Origin of the sequence: Anaerobium acetethylicum, from assembly GCF_900096945.1 — a bacterium.
GTDB classification, from domain to species: domain Bacteria; phylum Bacillota; class Clostridia; order Lachnospirales; family Lachnospiraceae; genus Anaerobium; species Anaerobium acetethylicum.
On the sequence record NZ_FMKA01000001.1, the window covers coordinates 1 to 20532 of the forward strand.

Below are 20532 nucleotides of genomic sequence, written 5' to 3' on the forward strand. Positions count from 1 at the left end.
TGCTTCAAATGTTCAGAACTATGCTGACTGATAATGTTGAGTTACCAGATGAAAAAATCGATGAATTGGTGGATGCATTTATGAATGCAATACCAACATTGCTGAAATCGAAACTTCTAGCAGCATAAACTCTGAGCTTTGATAACTGAATAACTGCCAGGTATTGAATTTTCAAGGTGCATAGTCAAAATCTATGTGCGAAGTTTGAGTTAGAGATTTGATTTTGTATTTATAGAAAGACGGGCAGGAAGACGGGAGAAGGTTGTATGGATTTAGGACGAAGAAAAATGCGTCTGGGTGATATATTGATCCGTGAACGCATCATTACTTTTGATCAGCTGCAGAAAGGGCTTGAGTTACAGAAGATAAATGGGAAGAAGCTTGGTGAGACCCTGGTTGACGAAGGCATCGTAGTTGAAGAGACGATCGTCAGGGTACTCCATAAGCAGCTGGGCATCGATTATGTGGAGCTGGGTTCTGTCCGTATACCGGAAGATGTAGCGCGTCTGGTCAGTGTTAATGTTTTGAGAAAACACTGTGTCATACCTTTTGAATTTTCGCCGAAAAGTCCCAACATATTAAGGGTAGCCATGGCAGATCCCATGGATATCGTTGCAGTTGACGACATTTCAATCATCACGAATATGCAGGTCGAACCTGTTGTGGCAACATCCAAAGATATCGTCAGCGCAATCGATAAGCAGTTTGGAACGGAAGAGGCCATGTCGGCGGCTGAAAAATACGCCAAAGAAAAAGACCTTGAAACCAGCAGTGAGGAAGAGGAACTTTACAACGCAGACATCAACAGCTCGCCAATTGTTCAGCTTGTGAAGGCCATGATAGAACAGGCGGTCAGACAGAGAGCCAGCGATATACATATCGAGGCGCTGGAAAAGAAAGTACGGATACGCTACCGTATCGATGGTGCGCTTTATGAGAAAATGTCATACGATATCCGGCTTTTACCGGCGATTGTAGCCAGGCTGAAGATTATCGGCGGTATGGACATCTCGGAGAAGCGAAAGCCTCAGGACGGACGTATCACCACGATGGTGGACAGAAGGGAATATGACATCCGTGTTTCCATCCTGCCAACCGTGTATGGCGAGAAAGTCGTTATGCGACTCACCTCAAAACAGGCACTTACAAAAGAGAAGAAGGAACTGGGATTTTCAGACGAAGAATTAGCGAAATTTGACCATATATTACAGAATCCGCACGGAATTATACTAGTTACGGGACCTACAGGAAGCGGTAAATCAACTACCCTTTATACAGCCCTGAGCGAACTTAATACAGAAGATGTAAATATTATAACGGTTGAAGACCCTGTCGAAGCCAATATCGACGGTATCAACCAGGTTCATGTGAATGCCAAAGCTGATCTGACCTTTGCGTCAGCACTTCGTTCCATCCTGCGACAGGATCCCGATATCATCATGATCGGTGAAATCCGAGACCAGGAGACTGCTAACATAGCAGTTCAAGCCTCAATCACGGGGCATCTTGTTGTAAGCACCCTTCATACAAACAGTGCGGCAAGTACGATCACACGTCTTGCAGATATGGGAATTGAAAACTACATGATTGCCGATGCGACGGTAGGTGTTATAGCCCAGCGTCTTGTGAGACGTCTGTGCCCGTCATGCAAGAAAGTGCATGTTCTTGATGAAAGTGAAAAGGAACTGCTCGGAGTGAATGATGAGGGCGAAGTCAGGATTTACGAGCCAGTCGGCTGTCACCTCTGCGACGAGAGCGGCTACAAAGGGCGAATCGGTGTATACGAGATTATGGAAATGACCCCGGCCCTGAAGCTGATCATCTCCAACAACGGATCAGCAGACGACATCAAGCAGCAGGCCCTGAAAGAAGGGATGAACACCCTGACTATGAGTGCGGCCCGTTTCGTGCTGCAGGGAATAACTTCCATGTCGGAAATGATCAGAATATCTTTTGATTCATAAATGAGGGAATATCTGGCGGACAGGTTTTATATTGATTTCAGATTTCCAGGCAAAATCAGCATAAAATCTGATCGCAAACAAGGCTCTAAATCTTTAAAAAAATATATAATATAGGGAATTGGTGAATAGAATGGAATTAGCAGAAATTTTACAGGCAGCGGTTGACAGAAGGACTTCCGATATACATCTTACAGTAGGAAGGCCGCCAATGTTCCGCATCGATGGTGACATCCTGGCATATAATGACACGCTTTTGAAATCAGAAGATATCGAAAAAATGGCAATGCCGATCATGAGTGAGAATCAGAGGGCAGACGTGCTGAAAAAAGGAGAAGCGGATTTTGCTTATACCCTTCCGGGTGCCGGCAGGTTCCGTGTTAATATCTTCAGACAGAAGGGCGCCTATGCGATGGTTCTCCGTCTGCTTCCGGTTTCCATTCCGATGCCGGAATCTCTTGGACTTCCAGAATGTGTAATCGATATGACAAACAGGAAAAGGGGACTTGTTCTTGTAACCGGCTGTACAGGTAGCGGCAAGTCGACGACCCTTGCATCCCTGATCAATGTCATCAACCATAAATATTCCAACCATGTAATTACCCTGGAAGATCCAATCGAATATGTCCACAACCATGCAAAATCCCTCGTTAACCAGAGGGAGATCGGATCCGATACACAGAGCTATGCCAACGCACTGAGGGCAGCCCTGAGACAGGATCCTGACTGTATCCTGGTAGGCGAGATGAGGGATCTTGACACGATTTCAACAGCCATAACGGCTGCCGAAACAGGCCATCTTGTGTTTTCAACTCTCCATACATTGGGAGCGGCCAGTACGATAGACCGTTGTATCGACGTATTCCCGCCTCACCAGCAGCAGCAGATCAGAATCCAGCTTGCTACGGTTCTCGAATGTGTCGTGTCCCAGCAGCTGATTCCGCTTCAGGCAGGCAAAGGCCGTGTGGCAGCATTTGAAATCCTTCTTGCAAATCCGGCAATCAGGAATTTGATCCGTGAAGGAAAGACATTTCAAATTCCTTCTATCATGCAGACAAGCAAAAAAATGGGAATGCTGACAATGGACGATGCCATCTACGATCTGTTCATGACAAATCAGATTTCCAGGGAACATGCAATTGATTTTGCACAGGATCCTGTCAGCATGCATAAAAAAATATTTTAACCACGAAATAGTAATTGGATTATAGGCACCCGACGAAAGGGATTGCGAATATCCGATTTAAAAGACAGGGGGGAACAGTGTGGCAAGTTTCGCATATGTAGCGATCGATAAATTTGGTAAAGAGAAAAAAGGCAGTATAGATGCCGAAAATGAAGAAAAGGTAAAAAGCACACTAAAGGGAGATGGGCTGATCCCGCTTTCGGTTTCCGAGCAGGGCATGCTCAGCAAGGATATCAGCATTGATATCGGTGGAGGTGTAAAGCCCCGAGACCTGAGCATCTTCTGCAGGCAGTTCCTGAGTATGGTCCAGGCAGGTGTTACGATCATCGACACCCTTGCCATGCTGACGGAACAGACGGAAAACAAGAAAATGAGGCAGGCAATCAGGGAGACCCAGGTGAGCATTGAAAAGGGTGATACCCTGGCGGATGCCATGAAGATGCACCCGAAGGTGTTCCCGTCCATACTTGTGAATATGGTGGCGGCAGGTGAAGCGTCGGGAAGCCTGGAGATATCCTTCGGGCGTATGTCGGAGCATTTTGAAAAGGATGCGAAGCTGAAGGGGCTGATCAAGAAGGCCATGATCTACCCGATCGTGGTTGGTATTGTGGCTGTCGTGGTCGTCATCGTCATGCTTGCATTCGTTATACCGAATTTTTCTTCCATGTTTGCGGATATGGGAACGGAGCTTCCGAAAATCACGCAGATGGTTGTTGCAGCCAGCGATTTTATAAGGCAGCGATGGTATATTATAGTGGCAGTTATCGCAGCAATGGTATTTGCGGTTGTCTCATTTAAAAACACACCAACGGGAGCGCATTTTTTTGGAAAATTAGGAATTAAAATGCCGATATTTGGAAATATGACAGTCAAGTCCTCATCGGCAAGGCTTGCCAGGACCCTGAGCACGCTCATGGCGGCGGGCATCTCCATGGTGGATGCCATTGAAATAACAGCAAAGACCATGGACAATATCTGGTTCAAGGAAGCGCTAATGAGCGCAAGGGACGATATCATGAGGGGGGTGCCCTTATCGGTTCCACTCCAGAATTCAGGGCTGTTTCCTCCTATGGTATGCCATATGACAAAGATTGGCGAGGAGACAGGTAATGTGGAGGATATGCTCCACAAACTGGCTGATTATTATGACGAGGAAGTGGAAATGGCAACCCAGGCTATGATGGCGGCATTAGAGCCTTTGATTATCATAGTGCTCGCAGGGGTGGTAGGTGTCCTGATTGGTGCAGTCATGGCGCCAATGCTGACCATGTACACCAGTCTTGACAGTCTGTAAATTCAGGAATTAGGCTGAACTGCTGGATAGGGGGCAGGGATGTTTAAGATATATATGAAAAACAAATAAATAGAAAAAGAGGAGAAATGTATATGAAGAACAAAATGAACAACAAAGGTTTCTCATTAGTGGAACTTATCATCGTAATCGCAATTATGGCAATCCTGGTGGGAGTTCTGGCACCACAGTATATCAAATATGTTGACAGATCAAAAACATCAAAAGATGAAAGCAATGCTGCTGAACTCTTAAACAATGTTAATATTATTTGCGCGGATGAAGATATGTATTCAGCAATCGTTTTGATGGAAGAAGATGCTAAACCAGAAATCACATTTAACAAAGATGGTGTTACGGTAAATCCAGATGCAGATCCTGATGATACTGTTGATGATAATAGTCTGAGTGAAGAATTAGAATCTGTTTTAGGTGATCTCGCAGAAATAAAAGCGGCATCTAATACATATAAAGATCAGACATACACGATTTCATTTGACGAAAACAGTGTTCCATCAGGTGATTGGGCAGAAACACCAGAAGAGTAGCACCAGTAACACCATAATAGTTTCATAATATAGCGAAAGGACATTAACCCTATGCCCCCTGAATTTTTAATAGCAATCGTAATATTTTCATATGGAATAGTAATCGGCAGCTTCCTGAACGTATGCATATACCGCATACCCCTTCAGGAAAGCACCGCTAAGGCCCGTTCCCACTGCATGGCATGTGGGACGGGACTGAAGTGGTACGAACTAATCCCGGTATTCAGCTATGCAGCTCTCAGGGGTAAATGTCGAACATGTAAAAGCAGCATATCCATTCAGTACCCGGTAGTTGAACTGGTGAATGGGATTTTATATTTAATGATCTTTTGGGTAAACGGTATGAACGCGGTTAGTGTTTTATACTGTTTCCTCACATCAGCACTTATTGTATTAAGTGTCATTGATTTCCGGACATACGAAATTCCTTTCGGAATCAATGTGTTCATACTGGCACTGGGGCTGATTCGTCTCGCCTTGGATTATTCCAACTGGTCTGAGTATGCAATCGGGCTCCTGGTGGTCAGTGGATTTCTTTATTTGATTTATATCGTTACAAAGGGCCGCGGAATTGGCGGCGGGGATGTGAAACTGATGGCTGCCTGCGGGCTGCTTCTGGGATGGAAACTGATCATCCTGGCATTTTTCCTAGGCTGCATATTGGGCTCAGTCATCCATCTGATCAGGATGAGACTCAGCGATGAGGATCATGTTCTGGCAATGGGGCCATATCTTTCAGCGGGTGTGTTTGTGGCTGCGTTATGGGGCCGGCAGCTGACTGAATGGTATTTTACTTTACTTTAATTTGGAAACAAGTGCTGTGTTTTGGCATGATTATAGATATGGGTGATTCAAAAACGAAGGTTTGACTCAACAGAGGGAGGAACATTATGGCGAATAAAGTACTGAGTATTGAAATCGGGTATGCACTGACCAAGGTCTGCGTTCTCGATTATAAGGTGAAAAAGCCCAGGGTTTACAGCTGCTTCAGCTTAGAAACACCGAAGGATATGCTGGAGGACGGATATGTAAAGCCGTCGGAACAGTTTGTTGCGGATTTCAGAGAGAAGTGCCGTGAAAAGAAAGTCAATACAAACAAGGTGGTCTTTACAGTTACATCCACAAAGATCGCTAACAGGGAGGTTACAATCCCTTTCGTAAAAGAAAACAAGATCAAGAGTATTCTAAGTGCCAATTCAGCAGAATATTTCCCGGTTGATATCAGCAAATACCGTCTGGCACATTCCATTCTGGAAATAGTTCAGGGTGCAGAAAAGAATGAAAAACAGTATAAACTGTTAGTTCTTGCAGCACCTCAGGACCTGTTGGATTCTTATTCTTCTTTGGCAAAAGCCTGCGGACTAAATGTCGTTGGAATCGATTACAGCGGTAACAGCATCTATCAGGCGGTCAAGACCCAATTCCCTAAAGGCACCAATTTGATCATAAAAGTGGATGAAAGATCCACCCTGCTGACAATCATAAAAGACCAGGTCGTGATGCTCCAGAGGACCGTTGCGTTTGGTGCAGACAGCGCCGTAGAAGCAATGATGGAGACGAATCCTTTTGTGGACAACCTGTCCTATACAGAGGCCATTGATATTCTGAGAAGAAAGTCCTGCATCCGCAAGTCTCTTGGAGAAGATTCGGATTTGATTGACCTGAATTCCGAAACCGCTGCTGATGATGATTATAACGGCGAGAGAATGGCAAAATCAAGGACACAGGTAACAGAATCTCTGAGGAGTCTGATCGGCAGCATTGAAAGGGTCGTCGATTATTACAATTCCAGAAACACAGGAAATGCAATCAATAATATGGTCATTACGGGCCTCGGCGGAGATTTTAGCGGTCTCGGCAAGCTGATGTCTTATGAGCTGGGACAGAAAGTGACAGTTCTTAACAAAGTCGACGTTCCGGGAATTGAGAAGCTTTTGACGAACCAGAAGCTGAGCCTTGGCGAATATGTGGCATGTATCGGTGCGGCGGTAGCGCCTGTGGATTTCCTTGGCGACAAGTCAAAGGATAAGAAGGCGCAGGGGGCAGCTGCTTCAGGCAAGGATTATACTGCAGTGGCAGTAGCTGTTTTCGCCGGCTCCATTTTGATTGCCGGTGCTCTTGTTGCCACATCCCTCTTGTCCTATTCCACTGTCAAAGCTGAAAATACCCAGCTGTCAGCAAGATACAACCAGCTGCTGCCTGTAAAGACCCTTTACAGCGAGTATCAGAGCGTAAAGGCAACACGTGATGAATTCGACAGCATGTATGGTATTACTAAATCAAAAAATGAAGAGCTGCTTTCCTTTATTCAGGAACTGGAAGCAAAGATGCCTGCGGAAATCATTTTGCTTTCTCTTGATTGCAGAAATGACAGCGTCGTGATGAATGTGAATGTGAAAACGGAAGAAGCTGTTACAAAGGTGATTTCACAGTTCAGGACCTTTGAAAGCCTTCAGGACATCCAGGTGCCTTCAGTTTCAGAAGCAAAGGATGATGCAGGCAATGTAACGGTAAGCTTCGGCGTAACATGTACTTATAAACCATCAGCTGCAGAAGCAGCTCCTGCAACAGCAGAGTAAGGAGGGAAAAGCGATGAATAAGAAAAAAAATGAAGTGATGCTGCTCCTGGCTGCTTTAGGTGTCCTGATCGCATTTGTGTCCTATTATTTTGTGTTTATGAAATTTCAGGATCAGACAGCTGTTCTGGAAACGGCAAATACCCAGCTGAAGACAGATATCACCTATCTGGAAGGGCTGCTTGTCAATGAAAAGCAGTACACAGAAGACATTGAGACCATGAATGCCGAGATGGATGCCATTATTACGGAATTTCCTTCGGATTTCAAAACAGAAGATGGCCTCCTGTTTGCGATCGACCTGAAAAAGAATGCAGTTATGGAATATTCCCAGATTGACGTCGGAGGCGCAGAACCAGTGTATCAGTTCGGATCAGCAGCTGCAGCCGAAACTGCTACAGCGGCCGAAGGAACCAGCGCGCCAGCAGCGACGGAACCAGCAGCGACCGAAGCACAGGCAACGGATGCCGCAGCACAGAATCCGGCAGCGGCTGCAATGTGCCTGAACAAAATCCCGGTTTCTTTGACCTTCCAGGTCGGATACAACGGTCTGAAGACTGCAGTGGACTATGTCAGCAGGCTGGAAGAACGCAAGACCATCGATTCTGTATCTGTTTCCTTTGACAAGACGACAGGGAAGCTGGTGGGTACGATGGCAGTCAATGTTTATACCTTGTCGGGAACTGACAAAGCATATGAAGCACCTGTCATCCCGGATGTTCCTGTAGGAACAGGCAATCTGTTTGGCACAATCGAGTAGACTTAAAAAAAAGGATAAGCAATAGAATTTTCTGCATTGGGAGGAGAAACGTCATGAAATTGTTTTTTTATGAAAATGAAAATAATAAGGGCTTCACTTTAGTGGAAGTGCTGACAGCGATGGTAATACTGGCAATTGTGACGGTTCCCCTTCTCAATGCATTTGTGGTATCGGCAAGGACGAATACAAAAGCAAAAGCTGCCATGAATGCGGTTAACGTCGGGCAGAATATCATCGAAGGGCTGGAAGCAAATACGGTTGAAGAGATCGCGTATCAGTTCAACTATCCGAATAATATATATGATCCGGATGACAACAAGAATAATCCAATCGAATTCAATATTCTGGCAAAGAAAAACGAACAGGGCAACGACAGTTTTTCAGGATGCTGGGAGCTGGTCCAGAAGATGGAAGATGGCAAGCTGGTATACAAAACAGCTGCAAAAACCGGTGCCAGTCCGGAAGCAAGCATTATTTCGTCAGATAACGGCTTAACATATGATTTTATCGAAGATGCCCAGGGATTGTACTGGTATGCCATCAATGATATCCAGATGGGCAGCAACAGTACAACGTACGACGCCCTGATTAAAGTAGATGCATCTTCCTATCAGGATTCCGGTGATGATGATAATACAGACGGAAACCTGATTGATTCTCTTGAGTACAACTCTCAGAAAATTCCGAATATATCTGATTTTGATCTGAATACGGAAGCCTTTTATGTGCAGAGCACAATGCAGGATGCTGAAGCCGCAGCATATTTCAAGGCGAAATATATAGAACTGGGGTACAGCAATGCTGATTTGAAGGATTTTATGAACCGCCTGAGCAGGACGATTAAAGTTGAAATAACGAATAAATCCGTCTCTTTTTATGAAGCAGACCAGACCATGGTCAGGGTCTATTATACCTATAAATGTACCGGAATCAATGCGGAATTGAACAATGTGGTATTCACCACAAAATATGATATTTTTGACAATACGAAAACGAAGATGGAATTGAAGACTGTATATTTGTTCTATCAGCCTGTGTACACATCCAAAGCCACATCTTCCGTTAAAAAGGATACAATTATAATCGAAAATAAGAATAACCTGAAATTGGATCTGTTCGTTGTAAAGCAGGAAAACGTGGCAAAATCCGAACTGAAACTGAAGGAAAGTACTTATGGTATGGATTTCCAGGTTTCGGAAGGTTCTTTAAACACGGATGGGAATGCTTTTACAACTGTACATACAAATCTGGGTACCAATTTATATATATATTACGATCCTGCTATGACAGGCGCAAATCCCGCGCAGGCAAATTATTCTTATCAGGCAGGTAATATTCCCCAACCAATAGATAAACTGAAAATCAAAACATTGGCAGATGAAGAGAGTAAAGATCGTCTTTTTGATGTGGAGGTCCGTATTTACAAGTCAGATGGATATGACAAAGGATTTCCGGAGGACAGCAGATTGAAGACAATCGAAGGAAGCCAGATCTATTAACAGACTTTGGGAGAAGGAGAAAAGGGGGATTGTGGCGGTGTTTAAAAGAGATAAAAGAAACAGGAATGTTACGGGAAAATTGAATGACAGGGGGTCTTCAATTATAATCGTTATTGTGGCCGTGGCATTTATCGGAATGCTGGCATCTGTCATACTGTGGATGTCTATGATCAATATGCAGATGAAATATGCAGATTTCAGGTCAAAAAATAATTTTTATACGGCAGAGACAGTTCTTGATCAGATCAATCTGGGCCTTCAGAATGAAGTATCCTATTCGTTCAAAGAATCCTATTCCGAAACGATGCAAAAATATTCGGCTCTGGACGAGAATGCAAGACAAGCTTCATTTATAGAGTCTTACAAGTCCCGCCTGTGTGACAAGCTGGCAGTCGATCAGACTTCAGCAGTAATGAAATATGATGTAAACAGCCTGAAGAAATATGTAGACCAGGCGTTGCTAGATCAATCAGAGATTACAGCCATAGAAGGAAAAGAGGCGGTTCTGTCTAAAACCAAGGCTGGGGTTGTTTTGAAAAACCTGAAGGTTTCCTTCACGAGTACCGAGGGATACAAGACGATCATCGCTACGGATATAGTGCTGAATGTTCCGGATATAGATTTCACGCAGACCAGTACCATTTCAGATCTTTTTGAGTTCTGCCTGATTTCAGATACGGCAGTCGAAGGAAACAATACAGGTGAGAACACCCAGATAGCTGGAAATGTTTACGGCGGAAAAAACGGAATCAGTATATCAGGTGCATCGTCCTCCTGGAATGTAAGCAATGCCACACTATTCGTCACAGATGAAGCAATCAGTGTTACCCAGGGTGCATCGCTGACTACAAATGAAAGAACAAATATCTGGGCAAAAGACCTTCTGGTAGACAGCGCCGACCTGACTTTGAAGGGCGCAAATTATCTGCTGAATGATCTGACGATAGATGGGGTCGCTTCCACTGTAACTTTGGAAAATTCTTATTACGGGTACGGGAATTCCGCGGATCTTGCAGATGAGAGCAGTTCAATTATCATAAACGGTTCTGATGCCACTCTGAATATGTCAGGCCTGAAAAACCTTGTTCTTGCAGGCCGTTCCTACATCGGAACAGGATCAGTTACCGCAGCCGATGCCAGCGGTGCCGGCAACAAGGACATTCTCATGGGAGAATCAATAGCAGTCAAGGGAAACCAGGTTGCATACATGGTGCCGGCAGAATGTATCGGCGGAACTGTCAGTTCGACAGAGGTGCCTCTTACAAAAACAGTAATCACAAGCCGTACAGATATCCCAACGGGTTCTCTGGATAATATCACTGACGGAAACCGTTCGACGGCAACAGTCTGGAAAGACCCTAACTCGGCAATAGCTGGAGATTATGTTGGACTTGCGTTTAATAAGGTCATACAGATTTCCAAATTAGAATTTGTGATGGGAACAGACGCAAATCCATTGGATACGTTTTCGTCGGCAAGGCTTGAATACACGGAAGACGGGTTTAACTGGCTGCCGGTGAACGGGATTATATACAGCCAGGGAGAAACGATATCTGTAACAGGATTGAATATTAAAGCATTAAAAGTCAGGCTTTGTGCAACGGCTAAAACAGAGGGAAGATGGATTGCCTGCCGTGAAATCAACGTTGTGGAAAATACACAGGCTGCTCCGGCCGCTTCTGCAGGTCTGAAAAATCCTATGACCTCTGCAGAATACAAGCTCCTTGATGATAAGGTCAAAGCAGGGCAGCTCACAGAAGTGAATCTGAATACGAAAGTCAATGGCATGGATAAGGAACTGAGCTACTATGCATCATCTTACCCCGGATACCAGAAGATTTTCAGCAAAAGCAATGGAGATACCCTGGTTTATTACTATCTTGTGATGAACGAGGAGAAGGCCAACGAGTATTTCCGGGATTACTATCGTGCTACAGCAGGCCAGAAAATAGAGGACAGCCTCTCCTTGTATAACATTGATGAGATTGCAGCAAATGCCGGGGCGACAATCAAGATTGCTGGTAATATGGTGACCTATGACAAGGCGGACTCTTCATCCTTAACCCCTGATACAAAAGCTGATATGGCGGGTATGCAGACGGATATTGAAAGTACAAAGGATCAGTTTAAGGGTCTCAAAGCAAAACTTGCAAGCAGTTACAACGGATTGTCAGATACGGAAAAAAGCCAGACTGTTTATAATAACATCATCAAAACAATTGATTTCAAGAAGTTCCTGCAATTCAAGCCAGGCAACAGGGCTACTTTTCCTTTAAATGCAACAGGCGCCGGCATAAAAGCCATTTTCATTGATGATCCAAACTCGACCTACCAGTATGACAATGAAAGTATTTCGCTGATCGTCACTTCGGGCAATGTAAACATGAATAAAAATTTCGACGGACTGATTATTGCAGGCGGCACGATTACAGTTGCAGGAAGCAACCTCAATATAAGAAGCAATAAGGAAGATCTTGTAGAAATCCTGAATCTCCCGTTAACTGATGTTGAGAAGTCTGATACGCTGCTAAGCATGTTTAATGATGGAACCAGCTATGCGCTGTTTGGAACCGGAGATGGAAGTTCTGGCTCAAACGTGGAATCTGCAATTAGGATTTCCGATCTGGTTACTTATCAAAATTGGTCTAAACAGTAGGACCGGAGGGAACTTTATGAAAAATAACAGGGGCGTGACATTGGTTGAATTGATTGTTGTTATGGCAATCATAGGCATCCTTATGGGAATTGGAATCGTTTCCATAAATTCAATTTTTGGATTTGATGTCAGAAAATGCACCAATAATCTGAGCAATTCAATCAATAAATCAAAAGTGATTGCTCTCAGCCATGCAGACCAGGATATGGAGATTTTCAAAAAAGCGGACGGCTGCTATTATGTGAGCTATCCAAATGAAGCTGCAGGAACCGAACCAACTAAAATATCGAACTCCAGTGTGAAGATTTACTATTATACGGAAAGCAGCGGCGGTACGGGAGTTGAGATTACGGAGACAAACAAACTGCTGCTTTCTTTTGACAGGAGTTCCGGTGCGTTCAAGGCATTACAGCCTGATATCTATTGCAGGAGAATTGAAGTGACGAAGGCGCAGAAAAAAGAAGTGATTGTTCTATATCCGGAGACGGGCAGGCATTATATCCAATAGGGGAGGTACATGTTTATGAAAAATAATGATAAGGGAATTACGTTATTTGAAATTGTTGTCAGTATGGCAATTCTCGGCATACTTTCAGTATCTGTAGTAATGTTCATTTCTGTTTCTTCAAGAAATTACAGGAAGACGAGCACAGACGTAAACCTTCAGTATGAATCGCAGCTGGCAGTCAATCAGATTAAGGACATGGTAATCGATTCGAATCAGAGCATTGCCTATTATGGAATGAGTGCTGACAATAAGCTGGTAGCGGGTCTTGACGACAACGCCCTGCCTCTTCAGGTGGATGGCAAGATCATTAAGAAGCTCTACGTCTACAATACAGACAAGGCTTATTCAATCACCTGGGAGCAGCAGAAGCAGGAGCTGTATTACAGGGAATACGAAGTCGATGCAGCCACAAAATCCCTTCAGCCCGCAACTGACGAGGTGCTGATGGCAAAGCATATATCCGGATTCAGTGCCGATCTGAATAATCTGGATTCTGATAAGATCGTCAGAATCAGAGTAAACCTGGAATCGGGAGACAAGACTTATGAAGCGTCCCATAATATCACCTTAAGGAATGATGTAGGAGCTAATATTGCCGAGAATGAGATATATGGAGTTACTCCGGCGGCTCCGGAAGCAGATAAGATCAAAAGTATTACTGTATCGCCGGAAATGACTTATTGGATTAATGGAACGGAAGGTACTGTCGAGTTTACTGCTAAGGTAGAAGTGGCTTCGGGAAGCCCTTCCAAGGCTGTCACCTGGTCCTATACAGCCTCTGGAAATAGCCTCTCACTTTCTGTGAATAATGGAAACGGGCTCCTTACCATAGGGAAGAATCCGCAGGCGGGAGAAGTGAAGGTTTGTGCAACATCAGTAATTGATCCAACTATTATGGGATATGCCACGGTTGTCATCGGATATGACGTTGCAAATGTGCTGATAAGAAAGACATACCCAGATGGAAATTTGCCAGATGAACCATTTAAAGAGGATAATTATCCAAAACCGCAAGATTTAAATAATAACAACAACTTCAAGGTTAATCAAAGCGATACAATTGATTTAGAAGGGAAAGTGAACTTCACTGGAATGCCAAAAGAAACAAAATACCAGGATGTAGCATGGTCAATAACATCAGGTGCAGAATATGCCTGCATCACTCCAGATGGCCGGCTTACGGTGAATTTTGACGCCCCTCTTTATGCATATATAACAGTGGAAGCACTAACAAAGTTTGGCGTGGGCCGCACCAGGACATTTACGGTCTGGCCAAAATAGAGACAGCAAGGGTGCAGAAAAGGAATATCAATTGAGGAGGAGCTTTATGAAAAAACATATGATAAAAAGGTTGATGGGGCTGGCGGCATTTGCCATGGCGATAATCATCGTAAGCTTGGCAGTTTTGGATAGCTCTTCCGAAGTTTTGGCAAAGAGTACCCTTCCAGGTGTTGAAAGGATCATTTCACAGAACTCTGAAACAAACAAGTTCTCTGTTCTGGAAATTGTCCCTGAGCAATCCATGGGTGAAATCGGCTACTATATCGGCGGAAGTGAGCCAGCCAACTGGACGGAACAGCTGTCCAGGCTGACGACGAAAGATGCCCGTATCGACTACGTGAATTCTTTATACGACAGCACTTCAAAGACCGGCCTGTTAAGTTCCATCACATCCACGGAACGGGATACCGATACGACAGCAACAGCCCCACTTTATTTTTCAAATTACGAAGAAAAATATTTTCTTTCTGAAGCAGATCAGGCAAATATAGATGAATGGAAAGTCATAGATTTTTCGGGATTGGAAACACCCATCGTACAGGATCTGAAGGGAACTTATAACCTTGTGGAAGCAGGTCAGTACGGAGATTACACGAAAATAGTAAGCGGAGCAGTGTTCGAAAAAAAGGAAGCAGGAAATTACATTGAAAATGTTGACTATTATAAATACTTACAGGTCGGAGGCAACTGGGATCTGAAATTCCAGTACAACGATTCCGGCCATTATGTTGTTGACAGACTCTCGGTTATTGCGGATGTGGCGGCTGCAGATAATTTACCGGATAGTACATTTTTATATAAAAAGGTGGATGGTATTTATATTTTTGCAGGAACAAAAGCGGAGCTGAAAGATAGTACAGATGGAAGCATCTATTATACGATTAAATTCAGATATAACGAAACACCAACTGGTGGCGCATACGATATCATGGAAAAAATATTCAATTATGGCGGCCTTGGAGAATATACTTCAGTTCTGAACAGTGAATTCCCGTATCTGGAAGTAAAAGCCGGAACAGGAAATTATGTAATTTCTAATCCGGATAGCATCACGACAACCTACAAATATACGGCAGGAACAGGTAACTGCAACTGGACAGGCGATGACCAGATGCCTGCAATGAAGGTTGAAATCGGCAAGATCTACTATAAGGGCGGATTTGAAAATCAGGAGTGGTTCAGGAAATATGTGCTGGATTTAGAGCCTGATTCCTATCATAAATTTTATTTTGACGTAAAAACAGTAACGCCTCAGGAACTGGAAACACTCATTTCGAAGGGGGAGTACAGCATTTCAGATGCGGATATGATCTTTATTTCCGGAACCAACAAGGCTTTTCTGCCTGCAGATACTGCAGATGCTTATTACCATAGAAACGCAGACGGCACTTCTGTAAATGATGTCACCTGGAGTACTGCACAGCAGATATTCAGCATAGCAGTAACAGAAGATCTCCCGGTAATTCTTGATTATTCCATCATACAGATGGCCAAGGACAGTCCTGATACAGACAGGACAGGGGCAAATCTCTATAAGCTTGCGACAATGCTTGTTCAGGATAATCTGGAAACCTATTATAACAATCATTTTTCGGGTGGAATAACAGCTGAACCGTCCTCGTGGACCGATATCATGGAGGCTTCTGACAGCGATCAGAACTTTGTGAATGAGAATGTTTATGTCCATGCAGGCTCTAATCTGGTAAATAATAACTTTTCTGATTTCTTTGCAGATGATAAGACAGCCGGATTCGAAGCCGTAATTGCTGAATTGAAAAACGAAAATTTCTACAGAAAAAATGATACGGCGCAAATCTACGAACCACTTGATGAGCGTGTTTCTGAAGCGGTTGCAGTCAAGTATATCATAAATTATGCAAACAGAAGGGTTGTTCTTGATAAACAGGCAATCCGGATACTCGAAATTGAACCATGTGCTTCCTATGATCTGACAAAAGATAATATTATGGATAAATTGAATCTGAATGCCTACAACCTGGATGCTGCAGATATTGAGCTTGTACAGATGACAACGGCAGAATTTGTCGGACGAATAGAAGATTTGAACAGCGTATATGATATGATCTACATAGGCATGAATGCAGGTCTTATGAACAGGGATGCAAATAACGAGACAGTCTATAATGACAGCGATATGAATGGATTGGTATATTCCAATATCGGAGACAAAGTATATTGTATTCCATCAATCGCAGGTATGCTGAACACGGATTATGTAAATAACGACAGAGGCAATTATCTTTATAGCCTGTCTGATTATACAAACGGGGCAGAAATTATAAAGCCATATAAGATCTTAAACATTAAAGATAATTTTTTGCTGGCTACGAGTTATCTGAATGCAAACGCCAGCCGTACAAATGTGCAGACGCTGGCAAAGGAGTATGCAGACAACTATCTTTCCAATCAGTATTTTACTTCTCCTGTAAAAGTCAATGATCCCGGCACATACCGCTATAGTGGAAATGATATTACAGAAGAGAATTATCTGGAATTGAAGGAATTTTTGAATTCGGGATATCCGGTGGTTTTCGCTGATCAGTTTTTCAAGAAAAATAGTGAATCTGCTGATGTGGTAAATGAGAAATTTGTTGATCAGTATTCACATATGTACAGGTTTGCAAATGACATGGCAGTTGCGCCTAATACAAAAAAGAGCAATGTATTCAAGCTGACAATGAATCCCGATACGCAGAAGGGGCAGGTTTTCAGGCTGAACAGTGCAGATTATACCGATTCGACAGAGGCATTCAGGAAATATCTGAATATGCCAAAACTGGACTTTAATCTCGTAATTGAGGGAGATAACAGGGACAGCGACGGAGACGGAATTGGAGATGGAAAATACTATCTTCATCCGGAAAACGGCGAATACATGATGAGCTATGACTTTGAGATTCAAAATGATGCCGCAGGCTCCCAGGTCTCATCAACCTATGAATGCAATCTGTATGTAGATGTAAATGCTGACGGTAAGTATTCAAAACAGAGTGAAGAAGTTTATGATATTCAGATTACCAGGAATGGAACTGTGATCGCTCCTGTCACAACAGTGGTAAACGGTGTCACATCAACTGTTTACCAGCTGAATGCGGGCGTGCAGTATCATCTTGAACGAATGGTTACAGAAGATTATGTGGGGGTACTTCCATGGAAAGTTGAGATTACCCAGAGCGGTAATCCTTCAGTCAGAAATAATGTGATCGGATATTCAGTGGTAGCGCCGGAAGATGCATCACAAAAAGAAGATGTCAATATTCTCCAGATAGATACTGCAGGCAGTACACTCCAGCTGGATACGAACAGTCTGTTTAACAGCCTGATACAGCAGGTCGAAGGCTTCCGCATCAAGGTTACGAGAGTATCGGTAACCGAATTCGAAAAGCAGTTTAAAGACGGCAACACGGATTACCTGACGGAGATGAAAGCAGACGGTTCAGAGGGCTTTAACATGCTCATCTTAGGGTTTGGAGACATGTACCAGGAAATCGACAACACCTACGGGGCAATGACAGCAATTCTTGATTTTGTTGAAAGCGGCAGGAGTGTTCTCTTCACTCATGATACGACTTCGTTCATCAATGTAGAGAAAGCAAGGTTCACAACACAGAATGCCAGCGGAACAGCAATTAAGATAGGTGAGAACAATTACTGGGGCTACAACATTAACACGATCATACGAAATGTCGTAGGTATGGACAGATATGGTGTTACATTGAAAAACGAGACTGGAGATCTGCTAAAACAAGGCATACAGTATCAGGAAGGCAGCGACGCATTCAGTAAAATCCTGTCATCCGGGAAAGATGTTGCCTTTGATACGGATTCGACTCCCGAGGCAACAGCTGTCAGGACAACAAGCAGGGAGGTGCAGGGATACACCTATCCTGTCCTGAATGACAAAGGAACATTTGCTCCCGACGTATCATTGACTTATAACATCAAAAATACTTGCTATAGTTTAAATGGAATTAAAACAACCGGGGGCCAGTACGACAACATGTCTGTAACCCAGGTAAACAGCGGCCAGATTACAAACTACCCGTTTGTACTGAAGCCAAGTTTCAAAGTGGCAAGAACCCATTCCCAGTATTACCAGCTTGACTTGGAAGCCGATGACGACAAGGATGGGGAAAGCGATATCGTGGTATGGTACTGCTTAGGTGGAACGGCTAAAACGGGGGAAAATATGTACAGCATATCCCCGAATGATGTCCGGAATAATTATTATATCTATAATAAGGGCAACATCACCTATTCGGGTGTTGGCCATAGCCAGATTACCAATGCGGATGAGATGAAGCTTTTCATCAACACTATGATTGCATCCTACAAGGCTGGTTTTAAGGCACCTAAGGTAAACATCATAGAAAGCGGCAACCCTGATTTGGCTTCCGTTGAAAACGTCTATATCCCTGCTGACGTTGATTCGGGAAATGTAGAGCAGTATACGGCATCAGATGGTAAAGGTACGCTTATGGGGAAAGAGACCCGTGATGCGAATGGAAATCTGGTTTCAGCGGATACTGCAAGCGTATACTTTTACGTGAAAGACACGAACTTCGTAAAGGGAAATAAAATAATTTCTGCTAAATATTATGTAAAGGATGATACGGGCACATCAGCTAAGACGATTGATGTAGATGGCGAAGATGTCCATGTCATTGAAATTAAGGATGCCTTTACATATGAAGGGCATATGGATGGAACTGATATGGACCTCCAGGCGACACAGTCTAATCTGAGCAGCGGCGGTGCCTACGAAATGAGGTTCCCTGTGAGCCATCTGGGAGATCAGAATACTGTTAAATTATATGTGGAGGTTACCAGTACGATACAGTACTACAACACTACAAATATCGTAACGAGCGTTGCCCAGGTAAATGTAAACAGACTCCAGTTGTTTGACTTAGAGTAAATAAAATTCGGTTCATTATAATTTCGTTAAAGAAAAGCACCAGACCATTGATAAAATGATCTGGTGCTTTTTACTGGCGAATTCGGCATATTATACAACGGTATTTTTTTTTCATGGAATGGTTTCGATTTGCTAAAACGGATGAACGGCTCCGTTGGCTTACTTCCTCCGCCCCATCCTCATATTCCCATAATTAATCTTAAAATGCCGCAACAGCAGCCGGTCCAATGCTGCATCAGGCAGGAACCGCAGGTACTTTGAATTGATCTTTCCCCTGGCAATGACGTACCGTGTCTTTGGCCTGGGATCTTCTATGATAGCGGCTGTAAGCACAGCTGACTTTTCTGATGAAAGCCCTTTGTTTCCACTGGTTGTAAGCATTTTCTGGAAACGGCGCAAAGTTGGGATATACTTTTCTTCGATGAATGAGATATCCTGGTTGTAGGACTTGTTCCAAATCGGGGTCGCAACGGAAGCGGATTCTATTAGGACGGTCTGTACGTCGAAGGGCTTCATTTCACGCCTGAGGGAGTCACAGAAGCCTTCCAGGGCGAATTTTGAGGATGCATAGGGCGACAGGAAGGGAAGGGCGATTTTGCCCGCTAATGAGCCGTTTATGAGGATCTTCCCCTTGCTCTGTATCAGTTCTGGTATCAGAGCCTGTATGATCCGCACGTTTGAAAAGTAGTTGACCTCGAAGCTTTCACGGTACATGGACAGGGGCGTGTTTTCAACGGGACCGGCCAGGGCGATGCCGGCATTGCAGTAAAGAGCCGCAAGCCTGAAGCCATGAGTATCTGGATTCCCGCTTCCGCACAGTTTTTTTATAAAGAGGCAGAAGCCCTCAACTTCATGGGGAATTCGAAGGTCAAGTTTTTGCTGGTATAGGTCGGGTCTTTTCTTGAAGGGAGGAGCCTCCAGATAGGAGAGCGCTACCGGATATCCCTTTTGAAGCATCAGGGCAGCCAGACTTCTGCCCATTCCTGAGTCGCAGCCTGTGATGACGATCAGGTCTTTGCAGGGACTATTTTTTTTGTCAGGAGATTGTTTCATTTTACATGCTCCTTTCGTATGTTTATCAGTGTAACTGTCCAGAACCACTTTTCCACGAGGTTTTTTAGGCTGAATTTGCATAAAAACCGAATTATGCATGCGCTAAATTGTTGTTTTGTAATTTGTGTGCAGTACTTTATACTCTATATATAGTCCTATTTTTCGAAATTAGCAATCGAAATTTTTGCTCGTATTATCAGTGAATCGATACATGCCATGTATCGTGTTCAAATAGTGTATAAATACTGTCCGGTAAAAAATACAAGTAAAAGAA

The 20532-nt window shown here is 43.7% G+C and carries 13 protein-coding genes; 12 read left to right on the plus strand and 1 reads right to left on the minus strand.

Going from position 1 to position 20532, the window contains the following annotated elements; translation table 11 throughout:
• Window positions 1–266 precede the first annotated feature (266 nt).
• The 12 genes from BJR36_RS00005 (at window position 267) to BJR36_RS00055 (ending at window position 19205) form a co-directional block, all read left to right on the plus strand.
• The gene (locus BJR36_RS00005) at window positions 267–1964 is read left to right on the plus strand and encodes a GspE/PulE family protein (RefSeq protein WP_091228360.1); all 1698 of its coding nucleotides are present in this window, start codon (window positions 267–269) and stop codon (window positions 1962–1964) included.
• A gap of 130 nt (window positions 1965–2094) precedes the next feature.
• The gene (locus tag BJR36_RS00010) at window positions 2095–3147 is read left to right on the plus strand and encodes a type IV pilus twitching motility protein PilT (protein WP_091228363.1); all 1053 of its coding nucleotides are present in this window, start codon (window positions 2095–2097) and stop codon (window positions 3145–3147) included.
• Between the two features lie 79 nt (window positions 3148–3226).
• Window positions 3227–4441 carry a type II secretion system F family protein gene (locus tag BJR36_RS00015; protein WP_091228364.1) on the plus strand — a complete coding sequence of 405 codons (1215 nt, stop codon included), beginning with the start codon at window positions 3227–3229 and terminating at the stop codon, window positions 4439–4441.
• A 92-nt stretch (window positions 4442–4533) separates the two neighbouring features.
• The gene (locus BJR36_RS00020) at window positions 4534–4986 is read left to right on the plus strand and encodes a type II secretion system protein (protein ID WP_091228367.1); all 453 of its coding nucleotides are present in this window, start codon (window positions 4534–4536) and stop codon (window positions 4984–4986) included.
• A 51-nt stretch (window positions 4987–5037) separates the two neighbouring features.
• A complete protein-coding gene (locus tag BJR36_RS00025; protein WP_091228369.1) occupies window positions 5038–5790 on the plus strand; it encodes a prepilin peptidase in 753 nt (250 codons plus the stop codon).
• An 86-nt stretch (window positions 5791–5876) separates the two neighbouring features.
• A complete protein-coding gene (gene pilM, locus BJR36_RS00030; protein ID WP_091228372.1) occupies window positions 5877–7565 on the plus strand; it encodes a pilus assembly protein PilM in 1689 nt (562 codons plus the stop codon).
• 13 nt (window positions 7566–7578) lie between these two features.
• Entirely contained in the window at window positions 7579–8322 is a 744-nt protein-coding gene (locus BJR36_RS00035) for a hypothetical protein (protein ID WP_091228375.1), read from the plus strand.
• Window positions 8323–8375: 53 nt separating this feature from the next.
• Entirely contained in the window at window positions 8376–9821 is a 1446-nt protein-coding gene (locus BJR36_RS00040) for a type IV pilus modification PilV family protein (RefSeq protein WP_091228379.1), read from the plus strand.
• Window positions 9822–9858: 37 nt separating this feature from the next.
• Window positions 9859–12477: a discoidin domain-containing protein gene (locus tag BJR36_RS20010; RefSeq protein ID WP_139133495.1), complete on the plus strand. Its 2619-nt coding sequence runs from the start codon at window positions 9859–9861 to the stop codon at window positions 12475–12477.
• Between the two features lie 16 nt (window positions 12478–12493).
• A complete protein-coding gene (locus BJR36_RS00045; RefSeq protein WP_139133496.1) occupies window positions 12494–12985 on the plus strand; it encodes a prepilin-type N-terminal cleavage/methylation domain-containing protein in 492 nt (163 codons plus the stop codon).
• 15 nt (window positions 12986–13000) lie between these two features.
• The gene (locus BJR36_RS00050) at window positions 13001–14266 is read left to right on the plus strand and encodes a type II secretion system protein (protein ID WP_169823543.1); all 1266 of its coding nucleotides are present in this window, start codon (window positions 13001–13003) and stop codon (window positions 14264–14266) included.
• 46 nt (window positions 14267–14312) lie between these two features.
• On the plus strand, window positions 14313–19205 hold the full coding sequence (locus BJR36_RS00055; RefSeq protein ID WP_091228386.1) for a DUF5057 domain-containing protein: 4893 nt from the start codon (window positions 14313–14315) through the stop codon (window positions 19203–19205).
• Window positions 19206–19364: 159 nt separating this feature from the next.
• Here the strand turns inward: BJR36_RS00055 and BJR36_RS00060 are convergent, their stop codons facing one another.
• Window positions 19365–20258 carry an SDR family NAD(P)-dependent oxidoreductase gene (locus tag BJR36_RS00060; RefSeq protein WP_169823544.1) on the minus strand — a complete coding sequence of 298 codons (894 nt, stop codon included), beginning with the start codon at window positions 20256–20258 and terminating at the stop codon, window positions 19365–19367.
• Between the last annotated feature and the right edge of the window lie 274 nt (window positions 20259–20532).

What these genes read in the sequence shown, in the direction of transcription:
- pilM (WP_091228372.1), top strand. Translation starts at nt 5,877, where the DNA reads ATGGCGAATAAAGTACTGAGTATTGAAATCGGGTATGCACTGACCAAG.
- BJR36_RS00035 (WP_091228375.1), top strand. Translation starts at nt 7,579, where the DNA reads ATGAATAAGAAAAAAAATGAAGTGATGCTGCTCCTGGCTGCTTTAGGT.
- BJR36_RS00040 (WP_091228379.1), top strand. Translation starts at nt 8,376, where the DNA reads ATGAAATTGTTTTTTTATGAAAATGAAAATAATAAGGGCTTCACTTTA.
- BJR36_RS00055 (WP_091228386.1), top strand. Translation starts at nt 14,313, where the DNA reads ATGAAAAAACATATGATAAAAAGGTTGATGGGGCTGGCGGCATTTGCC.
- BJR36_RS00005 (WP_091228360.1), top strand. Translation starts at nt 267, where the DNA reads ATGGATTTAGGACGAAGAAAAATGCGTCTGGGTGATATATTGATCCGT.
- BJR36_RS00020 (WP_091228367.1), top strand. Translation starts at nt 4,534, where the DNA reads ATGAAGAACAAAATGAACAACAAAGGTTTCTCATTAGTGGAACTTATC.
- BJR36_RS00045 (WP_139133496.1), top strand. Translation starts at nt 12,494, where the DNA reads ATGAAAAATAACAGGGGCGTGACATTGGTTGAATTGATTGTTGTTATG.
- BJR36_RS00010 (WP_091228363.1), top strand. Translation starts at nt 2,095, where the DNA reads ATGGAATTAGCAGAAATTTTACAGGCAGCGGTTGACAGAAGGACTTCC.
- BJR36_RS00050 (WP_169823543.1), top strand. Translation starts at nt 13,001, where the DNA reads ATGAAAAATAATGATAAGGGAATTACGTTATTTGAAATTGTTGTCAGT.
- BJR36_RS00025 (WP_091228369.1), top strand. Translation starts at nt 5,038, where the DNA reads ATGCCCCCTGAATTTTTAATAGCAATCGTAATATTTTCATATGGAATA.
- BJR36_RS00060 (WP_169823544.1), bottom strand. Translation starts at nt 20,258, where the DNA reads ATGAAACAATCTCCTGACAAAAAAAATAGTCCCTGCAAAGACCTGATC.